Consider the following 12,935-nt stretch of genomic DNA (forward strand, 5'->3'; position numbering starts at 1 on the left):
GGTGCCAGTGCACCAGATCCCATTCCCTGAATTTCTTTCTGAGGCTAAGAAACAGACCTACGCTTCTCTGTCCGGGAAGGTCTTATCTGCATTATCAGGCGCCAAGGAACATGAGTTCATCCAAGGTGATTACAGGTACGTGGATATCTATTTCGGCTCTCTTCATTTTTCAGGAATTGAAATTGTCTATGTGAAAGATAAACCGCTGTGGGCCATGAGCTATTCGGGCGGATTGGTCCGGCATGAGTGTAAAGTGGAAAACATATACGCGTTCCTGAGGCAGGCTTTACTGCTTCCGGACCCCAGTATTCCTGTTAGAGGGCCCAAGCATCTGGCGGTCGGCGAATACACATACGGCCTCGCTGTCGATGGTACTCTGGAAGATTTCTCAGGCAGTGAGATCATAAGGGAGAGTTCTGAAATCGTGTATTCTCTGCACTTTGCAGGTGGTAATATAGGCTGAATCATTCCAGTCAGGCTTCCATGCTGAATTAACCATGTGGAACAACATTCAGATTGAGAGGGCTATGCCCCATATTCCTGCTGCCTCAATAATGGCAAATGTGGTCCAGTACAGGGCCATGTATGATCTGGAAAAGGCATGATCACCCATGACGGTCTCGTCGGAAACGAGTTTTCCCAGAAGCAGACCAATTGGGATGAGCACGATGACAAAAATAACCATGAGGTTGATTACAAGTCCCAGAAGATCTGAACCCAGGTATATTGCAATGATCATGGCAGGGAGGCTCTCCCCCACGTACAGGTAGAAGAATTTTCTGCTGGAGGAGGTTATGCCGGAATCATGGTTCCCCCATGAAAGGGTTTCACCAATTCCCCATGACGATCCCAGAGAGATCACAACCAGGGCAAGAAACCCCGAAGATATGAATCCAACGGCTAGAATGTACGGAGCCAGAGATCCGAATGGCTTCATGGCAGAGGCCAGTGCCCCAACTCCCATTTCTCCACCAATGAAAGTTCCAGCAATCACTATGCCAACCATGAGCAGTTCGCTGACCACAGCGCCCATATAGGTCTCATTTCTGATGAGCCTGAGATCACTCAACCCCAGTCTCTTTTCGGCTGTGGCACCTGCCTGATAGAACAGCATGAACGGCATTATTACTGCACCTATATTTGCCACAATATAATAGTCAAACCCATTGTTTCCATAGGGCTGGAGAGGTGACAATCCAATCAGGACTTTGCTGAAGCTTGGCCTGAAAATAAATACGGTGGAGATTATGGATATGACAAGCACCAGTGAAATGGGTATGAGTATTTTCTCTATCCCATCGTATTTCCTGGAAAATACGATGGCGTTGTGTATAACGTACACCACAGGTATGGATATGATTGGAGAAATTCCTAAAAGTGCAAAGCCTATTGCAATCCCCGCATACTCTGCAATATAGGAAAGAATATCCGTCACTGCCATAGGTATCGAAGCGATTCCGGAAACCCTCCGGCTGTACCTTTCCCTCAGGACATCACCTATGCCCTTACCGGTGACTGCACCAAGTTTTCCGGATGCATACTGCATTATTGCCAGTGGAATTGCAAGCACCAGCATTATGAAAATAACATGATATCCATACAGGGAACCTGTTTCCAGCCCTGTAATGATGCTGGCAACATCAACATCGGCTATCATAACAAGCCATGCCGGCCCCATTCTGGTCAACACGCTGTGCCGATTGCTGAAGTCTAGTATATTCATGTAAGGTTAGCCTTACAGTTTTCGTAAATACTTAAGGCTTATTCATCAAATGTGAGGTATGTTATTGCTCTTCCAACTGATTCAGGAACTTTTTCATCATTATTGGAGGAGATGCACAACTTGCCCTGATGGTCTGTAGCAACCTCATAACCGGGAAGCATTGATCTGGTTCCAAGGTAATGCAGTATTTCCGAGTTTTCAAAGATTACACGGGAAATCCTGTATTTTTTATCAGGCTTCAGTGAATTAAAAAAGATATCATGAATTTCATTCACTTTGCCGGTTTCATCAGGCACGGGGTTTCCATGCGGACACGAATCGCATCCGTATTTTTTGCAGACAGCATCTGCAATTGTTTCAGTAATGCCATGCTCAATTCCCATTGCCTCATCGTCTATGGTTTCCCATGGAAGTGAAAGTGATTTCCAGAGAAGGATTTCGGCTATCCGGTGCTTCCTGAGAAATATGTTTGCCTCGACCCTGCCTTCCCCGGTGAGAATATATTCACCTCTAGATCGCCGTTCCACGAGACCTTTCTGTACCAGAATCTTGATCTCGTCATATGCACTTTGCCTTGCAGTCCCCAGAAGATGTGCGATCTCACTTAGCGATGCGTATCCGCTGTAAAGCGTGAATTCATCGATGGCCTTCAGGTAATCCTCGGTAGTTATGGATCTGGTTTCCACAGTGGAATAACAATGTATCAATAATATAATTAGCGGTTGTTGTCAGGTTCTTGTGATATTCCCTGAATGAGCATTGGGATGGAATCTCGATAGAAATAGTCTATTCCGAAATGGCCTTCGTCATATCGCATTATTGTATTTGCGATGCTATTTTCATTGAGAATAGTACTCAATGCACCGATGCCAAGATTCAGGGAAAACTCGTCATGATTCCCTACCTGGAAAACCACTGTTTGTTCTCTCAGGTTATCCAAGCGTTGCCTTACATTTCTTACCGGGTCAAATTCCAGCCACTTCTTCCATATTTCTTCCCTCACCAGGCCAGTGTCAAGGCTGAATGGAAGCCCTATGCCCACATCCTCATCCTCTTTTGGTGAATAGAATGCGGACATTGCTAAGAGATTAAGCGTATCAAGCTCTGCAGTTGTGTGGGATGGGCTCTCCAAAAATTTGGTCAGGAAATTCCCCGTACCGTATTTCTTTATTGTCTCAAACGCGCCGGGAAAGTCCTTCAGGTAACAGAACTCGAATGCAGAATCACCAGAAACGTCAATGAAACCAGAAAATATATCGGGATGCTGCGAAGCCAGGTTGTAGGCACCAAAACCCCCGGAAGACTTTCCAAAAATCCCCAGTTTCCTTTTACCATATCTCTTTTCAAGGAAACCATACAGGTCCCTGGTTATGAAATCCTCATAATTTCCAACTGCAGTGGAATTGAGATACTGGTTTCCCCGAAGTCCTGTCATCGTATCCGGCAGAGCTATGATAAAGGGCAGCTCAGGATTGCTACGTGTGATAACTTCCAGAGTTCCAAGGAAATCCACGTTTGTGAAACTTCGATTCAGAAAGCTCTGGGCCGTGCCAAAGAATCCAGCAAGTCCAATCAGGATAGGTGTGTCATCCGTGCTGTTATGCTCTATGATGAATATGTCCCTCGTTTCAGGATCCCCGAGGGGATTATTTTTGAGTGAAACGCCATCAATTTCTTCTTTCTGGACAGAAAGCTTGGAAGCCATAAATGCGCATCTGCTGAGAGTATTTACTCGTATCGAACGAAAAAATGCTGCCACGGAGTCTGTGACAAGGTTGCTATTAACCAGTATCCTATTACTGCTTAAGTTCTGCGATGAAATCAAAGATTTCTTCAGGTTTTTTCAGAAACCTGTCCGGATGGTACATTTCCAACCTCTCCAAATTTCCCGATCCCCACAGGGCTGCACCTGCAGGGATTTCTGCTTCATGGGCAGCAATTATGTCGTAAGGCTGGTCGCCAATGTATACTGCTTCGCGGCTGCTTATGTTCAACCTCTTCAGCGCAAGATTCAGCGGCTCAGGGTCTGGTTTCTGGTACTCCGTGTCTTCCTGGCCAACGTACAACCTGATATAGGGCAGCAGTCCCGAAAGTGTCAGAAGCCTCTGGGCATCAATTCTGTGGCTTGATGTTACCACGCCAAGATCATATTTCCGGCTCAGTTTCTCCAGAACTTCACTTATTCCAGGATAGGTCTCTACCGTTGAAAGCTTGCTGTTAAAATAAAGTCTACCAGTGTCATATATAGCTTCACCTTTGTCTGGAAACCACTGTGAAAGTATCTTTTTCACCGGTCTTCCTATAAGTTGTGAATGCTCCTCTGCGGTGATTCCCCTTCCCAGAATTTCCATGAATCCATAATTGGTTGCCTTTTCTGACAGCGTTTCGCTGTCCAGGAGAGTACCATCCATGTCAAACAGAACAGCCCTGATCAAATGCTCTCAACTGCGTAATGCTGAACCATTTAATTTAGGTTCGTAAGCCGTGTATCATTTCACTTAAATAAGAGCGGGCCCGCCGGGATTCGAACCCGGATCATAGGCTCCGGAGGCCTAGGTGATATCCTTTACACTACGGGCCCTCAGGATTTGTACCCGATATCCCGTAGCAGTTTCTTCCTCTTATTTTTGTGGTCTTCGTTCTCAACGCCAAGAGGGCTGAATCCGTCTGCAACACCTGCAATGCCATTCCCACGTGGAGTCCTGAATACAAGGACAGTAAGGGGGTTCGCTGTGGCAGCGAGAATTCTCCCAACTTCCTGGCAGGATTTGATCTGATTCAATACCTGTATGGGGTACGCCTCTCTCAGCACTATCATGAAAGTGTGGCCGGCAGCAATTTTCCTGAGGCTTTCGTTGGCAAATGATATCAGCTCCCTGTCATTCCCTTCAAACCGAATCAGCCTGTCTCCGGATGCTTCGGAAAATGAGATTGCGTATCTTGCCGATGGGATATAAGTTTTGATTATTTCATTCAGGTCCTCAACAGTCTTTATGAAGTGGGAATATCCAAGGATCACGTTGCAATTCTCAGGAATCTCAAGTTCTACAGTTTCAAATTCCACCATGATCTATCATAAATGGGAAGGCAATTAACCTTATGCTCCACTGAGGCGCCTAAAAAAATTTGGGTCAATTTGACTAAATCAAGAATGGTATCATCATGCCCCCATTTCATCCGGACAGTATGGCATAAAGTGTATTCCTCAAGGAATAAATGGAATCATTTTATTCTAATTTGACATCATAAGCGAAATGGAGTTTTACCAGATAATAGGCAAGGAGATCTCAGATGGCATAATCTCTGACAGGGATTCACTTCAGAGGAGGAAGTTAACCCTTGCCAGGGATCTCATGCTCGATCATATTCCCAGCGATACCGAAATATTAAGATCGGGCACAGTATCTGCTGAAAAGACACGATTACTCAGGATAAAGCCAACAAGGACAATCTCCGGGGTTGCTGTAGTTGCTGCAATGACCTCACCTGAGAGCTGCCCTCATGGAAAATGCATCTACTGCCCGGGCGGAATAGACAACAATTCTCCACAGGCTTACACTGGTCATGAACCTGCGGCTCTCCGGGGACGAAACAACAATTATGATCCGTACAGCATTGTTTTCAACAGGCTCAAGCAGCTGGAAACCATTGGACATGATACAAGCAAGGTTGATCTTATAATAATGGGGGGCACGTTTACAGCCAGAAGTAGAGAATATCAGGAATCATATGTTAAGGGATGCTTTGATGCAATGAACATGCACGTTTCAGCAAGCCTTGAACAGGCGATGCTTGAGAACGAGACTGCAGCAAGAAGATGTGTCGGCCTGACAGTTGAGACCAAGCCGGACTGGTTTTTCGAAAGGGAGATCGACGACGCTCTATCCTACGGAACTACAAAGGTTGAACTGGGTGTTCAGCTCATTGATGAGAAAGTACTGAGAATAAATGGCAGAGGACATGGAGTGGCCGAGATTGTGAAATCCACCCAGCTTTCAAGGGATGCAGGACTGAAGATAGTATACCACCTTATGCCCGGAATGTACGGTTCTACATTCGATGATGACCTGAAAAGCTTTGACCGCATGATCTCCGATTCATCTTTCAAGCCTGACATGCTGAAAATATACCCAAATCTTGTTGTAAAGGGCACAGCACTTTACAGACTATGGAGGCAGGGAAAATATATGCCTATGGATACTGAAACAGCATCCGAACTCATCGCTCGCTTCATGGAAAAGATGCCGCCATGGATCAGGGTGCAGAGAATGCAGAGGGACATCCCCGTGGAATTCATTGAAGCTGGAGTAAAGAGAAGCGATATCCACAATATTGTAGATGATAAGCTCAGGGAGAGGGGAATCAAGACCATGGAAATCAGGACCAGAGAAGTGGGCAAAGCCCTTTCCGAAAGTGGGAAAATGGAGCTCGTAAGGCGTAACTATGAGGCAGCCGGAGGATCAGAAGTATTCCTGTCATTCGAGAACGATGATCACATTTTCGGTTTTCTCCGCCTCAGAAAGCCCTCTGATAACGCACATAGGCCCGAGATGAATGGATCAGCCATAATCAGGGAGATAAAGGTTCTTGGCGAAGTCGTTCCTGTTGGCGTGCATAGCAATGATCAGTGGCAGCACAAAGGGCTGGGCAGATCACTCATGAACTGTGCTGAATCCATAGTAAGGGATGAATGGGGTCTACCGAGAATCCTTGTAATCAGTGGAGTTGGAGTCAGGGACTATTTCCGGAAAATCGGCTATTCAAGGGCCGGTCCGTATATGGGAAAAGGTTTCTGAAGCTATTCTTAATTCAACCTGTTTGTATAATTATTTATATCTGCAATAGGGGTATTTTATCTTCTATTTAAATATAGTCACCAATAATTTAATGTAATTTTTTAAATATGGCACGACCATAGACAACCCGGTGTCAAAATGGCATTCATAGATGATTTGGCAATGGAATTGTTCACACTGTCACTTGTTGGTGTGGTATCCATATACCTTACAGGTTCCGTTTATATTGCGTACCGTAAGGGGATTAAAGATATAGAGGAAGTACTGAAACCTGGAGTTTACCCTCTGGGAATACTTGGAGGAATCATAACCATAATGGGCATATATGGCGAAATGACCTGGCCATTGCCCGGGAGTTATAACATTCTGTTCTATGATCCGTACCTCATAATTGGGCTCATACTGGTCATAATGGCAGTCTCAATAGCAATGAAGCAGAAACTCCAGTTCACGGGAATTCTTGCCCTGTTTTCAGGACTTATTGCAATTTACTACGGTGCAAACGCTTACATAGACAAGATGACCTCAAGCCCAATAGCAATGCTGGGACTTTACATAGCCTTTGGGCTGACAGGGGTATTCACATATCCCACTACACTGATATACGACATGCTTCCTGGAAAGGCAAAAGTCTCCAAACTTTGGACGGTAGTTCTGGTAATATTCTGGATAGGACTGGTTGTATCAGCTGTTCTGGCTGCTCTGACTGCAATTGAAGCTGTACCACAGCACCTGCTGTCCCCGCCGTAACCAATTTCCTCCTTTCGGTCCGGATGGCTGTTACCCCTGACAGAGTGTCAGGGGACATTTTTAAGTTCTGCTTTTTTAGTTCCGGGAATCCGAAGCATATAAATATATCGGAAAAAAATTAAATAATGTTTCTTCATAAAGCCAGAGCTTGAAATGCCCGTATCATATCTGGTCATTGGAGTTATTGTCCTGGCACTGGTAGTGTACCTTATCATTTCAATCCTGGCGGCTGAGAAGCTATGATAACATCGTCTGTTTCTTCACAGTCCGGCGGCAATTTCTGGGCCAATTTTTTCGTCACAAACCGCTATGTTTCAGGCTCTTTCATAATTATCATCTACATCCTTCTGGCCACAGTACTTGCTTACCTGCTTTCCGGTTACATAGCAAAAATCTACAAGGGAGAACCCACGGCCATGGACCGCATAAGCGGTCCGGTAGTCAGGGCATTTGAGAGATTCCTGGGCGAGGATGCCAAGAAGCAGATGGAATTCAGGGAATATTTTACGTCCATCCTGGTCTTCTCTCTGTTTCTGGGGGCAATAGGTTTTGCAGTAATTTATTTCCAGCATGATCTTCCGTTTTCTTTTTCCAACAACCACATGACGCCGAGTCTCATATTCAACACTGTCTCCAGTTTTCTCACAAACACCAATCTCCAGCACTACTCCAATCCCTTTGATCTCAGTTATTTCAGCACCACTTTTGTAATCACCGGCTTCATGTTCATATCCGCAGGTATTGGGTTTGCAGCTTCCATGGCATTCATAAGGGGAATACTCAGTGAAAATGGGAAAATAGGGAATTTTTACCATGATTTTCTTGTGTCTGAATTCTACCTGCTTTTTCCACTTTCTGTTGTGCTCACTTTCATTCTGGTTCTCTCCGGGATTCCCCAGACAATGACGCCATATCTTACCATAACTCCAGTCCTGAGCCATACTGCATTCAGGCTCCCATTAGGCCCGGTAGCCACTCTGGAATCCATTAAAACCATAGGGACAAATGGAGGAGGTTTTTATGGCGCAAACGCCGGATTTCCCCTGGGCAACCCTGACTGGTTCACTAACATGGTGGAGCTTGAGGCCCTGCTCCTGATTCCTCTTGCCTCGATTCTTTCACTGGGAAAAGTTTTCGATAATAAGCGCTTCGCAACAATGCTTTACGGCGTCGTAATGATAATTTTTGTCTTTACTTCATTTCTTTCATTCTTTGGCGAAATGTCTGGAATACCTTCAATAACAGCTCTGGGAATGAGTTTCACAGGAAACATGCTTGGAAAAGAGACTGCCCTTGGCATCTCGCAGAGTACACTCTTCAGTGTTGGCTCTACCATAACCTCCACAGGTGCAGTGAATTCAGCCCTCATTAACTATACGCCAGTGGGCATAATGGGGCCGCTTCTTGATCTGCTCATGAACGATCCACTGGGAGGCGTGGGCACTGGAGTACTGAACATATTCATGTATGTGATTTTCACAGTGTTCATAACTTCGCTTATGGTAGGTAAACTTCCAGAAATAATGAGCCTGAAAATTGGTTCAAGGGAGATAAGGTACTCCACGCTCTCCCTTGTCACGCACCCGCTGCTTGTAATAATACCATTCGGAATAACACTGCTTCTGCCACAGTTCATGACCTCCTTCGTCAATACCGGCCCTGACAAAATCACGCAGCTCCTCTACGAATTTGCCACAGCGGCCTCAAACAACGGGTCAGAAGTGGGTGGATTTGTGACTAATCAGCCATTCTTCAATTACGTGGACGGTATTGTTATGCTTCTTGGCCGTTACCTTCTGATGGGTTTCCAGCTCCTCATAGCCCAGTCATTTTCTTATAAGAAACCTAAAGTCCAGGTAGCAAGGACTGTTGATCCCGGTTCATTCCTTTTCGGCTTCACGCTCTTCTTCGTCATGATTCTTTTGGGCCTGCTCTCTTTCTTTCCAATACTGGCACTTGGCCCTCTCCTTGCCTTCGCCAAGGCCTTTAATCTCTTCATCTTAGGGGTGATTCCATGAACAGGTATGTGGAGATTCTTTATTTCACAATGAGGGACTTCAGGCCAGACAGACTGTTACGGAACCCGGTAATGTTCGTCACGGAAGTTGCGTTTGCAGTATCCCTTGTGCTTACTCTGTTCCCAGCACTGGCTGACCTGCCCTCTGGATTTCCATACAGTGCATTCTATGTCTCCACAACTGTGATGCTGTTTCTGACCATCTTTTTCAGCAATCTTGCAGAGGCATTTTCAGAGGGCAAGAGCAATGCAATAACTGCATCTTTAAGAAAGATGAAGACCAATACCATGGCTCATGTTGTAACGGACAGCGGAACGGTAGACCGCCCCTCATCAGAAGTGAAGAAAGGAGATATCATCGAGGTCTACCAGGATGAGATTATTCCGGTGGATGGGGAAATTATCAGCGGCAGCTGCTATGTGAATGAATCCAATATAACAGGTGAATCCCGGGCTGTCATGAAAGTGCAGGGGGACAGCGTAACAGGTTCCACAAGGCTTGTTACAGACAGAGCCACAATTAAGGCAACATCTGATCCGGGAAACAGCTTCATAGACAACATGATAAAGCTTATCGGCACAGCAACAAGGCAGAGAACTCCAAATGAGATAGCACTGGCCGTTCTCCTCTCAGGACTCACTCTTGTTTTCCTGATTATTTCTGCGGTCATATTTCCCATGGCACGCCTTCTTGGCACTACCATAAATATAATCATGCTGCTGGTTCTTTTAATTGCTCTTATGCCAACCACCATAGGGGCGCTTCTGCCTGCAATAGGAGTATCGGCTATCAACAAGATTTCGGAATTCAACATAATAGCCAAGAGCGGAAGGGCAGTGGAAAATGCAGGCGATATCGATACCATAATTCTGGACAAGACAGGCACTGTTACAATCGGCGAGAGAGAGGCAGTGAAGTTCTACCCCAACACTGGCGTGGATTACAACGAATTTGTAAGGATGTGTGCAGTTTCATCACTTGAGGATATGACAAAGGAAGGGATTTCAATTGTCAATCTCGCCAGGAAGGAGGGTGTAGATATTACAGCCAGTGACGTTGGTGAACACGAATTCATTCCATTTTCCGCAGAGACAAAATTCAGCGGAGTGAGGATGGGGGACAGGGAAATACTGAAAGGTTCACTGAAATCACTCAAGGCAAAGTTTTCCCTGAGCGATACTTTTATCGAGGCCCTCTGCAAGGAAATATCTATGCGTGGAGGCACAGCTATTCCAGTGGTTCAGGATGGAAAATTCACAGGGGTCATAGAACTGAACGATCTGCTGAAACCCGGCGTTAAAGAAAGGCTGGAATCCATAAAATCCATGAATATCAAGACAATAATGTGCACCGGCGATGATGAGGTAACAGCAGAATACATAGCCAGGGAAGCCGGTATTGATGAATTTGTCGCAAATGTTACACCCATGGACAAGTATAATGTTGTAATAGGAGAGAAAGAAAAGCAGCTCATGGTCGCCATGGTGGGAGATGGCACAAACGATGCACCCGCCCTGGCGAAGGCAGATGTGGGGCTTGCCATGAACAACGGTACGCCTGCTGCAAAGGAAGCCGCCAATATGGTGGACCTTGACAATGATCCAACGAAGCTGCTTGATGTCATATTCATAGGCAAGCAGATACTGATCACAAGAGGTGCGCTAACAACATTCAGCATTGCAAATGACATCTCAAAATATTTTGTCATAATCCCTGCAATATTCTTCATATTCCCGAGCCTGGACTACCTGAACCTTCTTGGCCTTACAAACCCTCTTCTCGCAATAACTTCGGCTTTAATCTTTAATACGGCAATTATTGTGGTACTTATTCCACTGGCAATCAGGGGGGTTCATTTCGTTCCGTCAGGCATATCAGACCTTCTGAAGCGAAACCTGCTTCTCTACGGGCTTGGCGGCGTAATAGTTCCCTTCATATTCATCAAGCTTATCTACGTTCTTCTTTCTGTGGCAGGGGTGGTGTGGTAAGATGAATGCAAGGACGATGCTGAGGTCATTCCTGCTTGCGCTCTCCATCATGGCCGTTCTGGGCTTTGCGTATCCCACTGCCACAGCGCTCATTACAGAGCATGCCCTTCCATGGCAGTCTTCTGGCTCGCCAATCACCATTAATGGTACGGTATACGGCTCTGAATATCTTGCCGAGGCGTTCAACTCATCCGTATTCTTCCAGCCCCGTCCATCTGCCATAGGCTACAACCTGTCTCAATCAGGAAGCACTGAGATATCTCCGGACAATCCTCAGTTCGTCAATATTACGGAACATTACCTGAAGCAGTTTCTGTCGGAGAATCCCGGGATTAATGTTTCTCAGGTTCCATATGATATGGTCTCCCCATCCGCATCCGGCCTGGACCCAAATATTCCTGTGGCCGGCGCTTACGATCAGGTAACCAGGATAGCGCAATCAATAGTGACCCTGGCCTCAAACAGCAGCGAAAATCTCTCTCTCCGGACAGTGGAAACTTTCCTGAATTACAGCATCAGCCACAATGAAAAGCAGGATTTCCCGTTATTCGGGTCGTATTATGTCAACACCGTGACCCTCAACTTCCTCATAATCCATTACCTTATGGAGAAGGCCATACTTCCGGAAAATTTCCTGGCGTGAACGAGAACCAGTATCATTTCTTAACCACAATGGTATCCTGGTAAGTTCCCTTTATGATGGCCTTCAGGTCAGAGTTAAAACGCACCTTCCCTCCCGGTGAATCCCTGACTCCCATCACTATAACATCCGGATTCTGTTCTCTTATGAGATTTGAGACTTCATCAGTGAGGTTGCTGGACATACCAGGTCTCACAACTGTTATGTCACTTCCATACTGTTCAATTGCTTCCCCAAGCCTGTCCATAAGGGTATTGAAGCCATGGGTCTTCTTCCTGTCAAATTTCCTGAGATCGGCAAGTATTAGCTTGGCATTCAAAGCTTTCTTCATGTGAAGTGCAAATGAGACTGCTGCTCTCGTGGTAAGTGTTTCGCACAGCGGCACCAGAATCTTGCCATATGGGTATTTGCTCCCATGCAGGCTGACCACAGCAGTGGGTATTGTGGAGTTCTTGATCACATAGTCTCCTATTGTGCCGAATATGGATGCTGACAGTACTGATCGTTTGAAGGTTCCCAGAAGAAGGATGTCATAGGCCCTGCTGCTTACCTCCTCAACTATTCCCTGTTTTACCGATTTTGAGGTCCTTACCTTTGGGATAACCTTGATGTTCTTCTCCTTGCCTTCCTTGTAAGCGTTGATCACCACAGCAACCTTGTCGCTCCACGTTACTTCCCTCACGTTTTCCTTGACCGTAAGCGCAGTGATCTCGGAAGAGTACTCATGTGCCAGATCAAATGCAAGGTCCAGAACCGTTCTTGATCTGTCACCCTTTGCCATTGGCACGATTGTCCGGTCGAACTTTAGTAGGTATGATCTTGATGATGAAAACATATCCATATATAATTAGGAAAACATAAATAAGCTTTCCTGATAGTTTTCAACACCGGTTGTGATCATAAATTTTTACCATTACAGCGGATGTACAAATTAGTGCATTGGCGTGAGGTCTCTCGTCATGTATGTATTGACAAACCTGTTACATAGTGACATGCTGCCCGGTAACAAACATTTTATAG

General features: G+C 45.7%; 12 protein-coding genes and 1 tRNA gene. 6 read left to right on the top strand and 7 right to left on the bottom strand.

Going from position 1 to position 12,935, the window contains the following annotated elements; translation table 11 throughout:
* Position 1: 1 nt before the first annotated feature.
* Complete coding sequence (locus tag RE469_08520) at positions 2-463, top strand: DUF5680 domain-containing protein (GenBank protein WMT44238.1); 462 nt, start codon at positions 2-4, stop codon at positions 461-463.
* Between the two features lie 48 nt (positions 464-511).
* Here the strand turns inward: RE469_08520 and RE469_08525 are convergent, their stop codons facing one another.
* The 6 genes from RE469_08525 to RE469_08550 form a co-directional block, all read right to left on the bottom strand.
* Positions 512-1,723, bottom strand: a complete 1,212-nt coding sequence (locus RE469_08525) for a divalent metal cation transporter (protein WMT44239.1) — start codon at positions 1,721-1,723, stop codon at positions 512-514.
* Between the two features lie 38 nt (positions 1,724-1,761).
* A complete protein-coding gene (locus RE469_08530) occupies positions 1,762-2,409 on the bottom strand; it encodes a metal-dependent transcriptional regulator (GenBank protein ID WMT44240.1) in 648 nt (215 codons plus the stop codon).
* A gap of 29 nt (positions 2,410-2,438) precedes the next feature.
* Complete coding sequence (locus tag RE469_08535; GenBank protein ID WMT44241.1) at positions 2,439-3,428, bottom strand: alpha/beta hydrolase-fold protein; 990 nt, start codon at positions 3,426-3,428, stop codon at positions 2,439-2,441.
* A gap of 91 nt (positions 3,429-3,519) precedes the next feature.
* A complete protein-coding gene (locus tag RE469_08540; protein WMT44242.1) occupies positions 3,520-4,158 on the bottom strand; it encodes an HAD-IA family hydrolase in 639 nt (212 codons plus the stop codon).
* A 74-nt stretch (positions 4,159-4,232) separates the two neighbouring features.
* Positions 4,233-4,304, bottom strand: a tRNA-Arg gene (locus RE469_08545).
* On the bottom strand, positions 4,305-4,790 hold the full coding sequence (locus RE469_08550) for an adenosine-specific kinase (GenBank protein ID WMT44243.1): 486 nt from the start codon (positions 4,788-4,790) through the stop codon (positions 4,305-4,307). It lies immediately after the preceding tRNA gene.
* A gap of 187 nt (positions 4,791-4,977) precedes the next feature.
* Here RE469_08550 and RE469_08555 point away from each other — a divergent pair, with 187 nt between their 5' ends.
* The 5 genes from RE469_08555 to RE469_08575 all read left to right on the top strand — a co-directional run bounded on the left by RE469_08555 (position 4,978) and on the right by RE469_08575 (position 11,918).
* Positions 4,978-6,519, top strand: coding sequence for a tRNA uridine(34) 5-carboxymethylaminomethyl modification radical SAM/GNAT enzyme Elp3 (locus RE469_08555; protein WMT44244.1), 1,542 nt, complete (start codon positions 4,978-4,980; stop codon positions 6,517-6,519).
* Between the two features lie 138 nt (positions 6,520-6,657).
* Positions 6,658-7,269 carry a DUF981 family protein gene (locus tag RE469_08560; protein ID WMT44245.1) on the top strand — a complete coding sequence of 204 codons (612 nt, stop codon included), beginning with the start codon at positions 6,658-6,660 and terminating at the stop codon, positions 7,267-7,269.
* Between the two features lie 239 nt (positions 7,270-7,508).
* Entirely contained in the window at positions 7,509-9,287 is a 1,779-nt protein-coding gene (kdpA, locus tag RE469_08565; GenBank protein WMT44246.1) for a potassium-transporting ATPase subunit KdpA, read from the top strand.
* Positions 9,284-11,275 (top strand): potassium-transporting ATPase subunit KdpB, encoded by a 1,992-nt coding sequence (kdpB, locus tag RE469_08570; protein ID WMT44247.1) that lies wholly within the window; start codon positions 9,284-9,286, stop codon positions 11,273-11,275. Before kdpA ends, kdpB begins: the two co-directional genes overlap by 4 nt.
* Before the next feature lies 1 nt (position 11,276).
* On the top strand, positions 11,277-11,918 hold the full coding sequence (locus RE469_08575) for a potassium-transporting ATPase subunit C (protein WMT44248.1): 642 nt from the start codon (positions 11,277-11,279) through the stop codon (positions 11,916-11,918).
* A 13-nt stretch (positions 11,919-11,931) separates the two neighbouring features.
* On the opposite strand, the gene RE469_08580 is transcribed toward RE469_08575, so the two are convergent.
* Positions 11,932-12,750: a universal stress protein gene (locus RE469_08580; GenBank protein ID WMT44249.1), complete on the bottom strand. Its 819-nt coding sequence runs from the start codon at positions 12,748-12,750 to the stop codon at positions 11,932-11,934.
* Positions 12,751-12,935 lie beyond the last annotated feature (185 nt).

This window comes from Cuniculiplasma divulgatum, assembly GCA_031200235.1.
Classification (GTDB): domain Archaea; phylum Thermoplasmatota; class Thermoplasmata; order Thermoplasmatales; family Thermoplasmataceae; genus UBA509.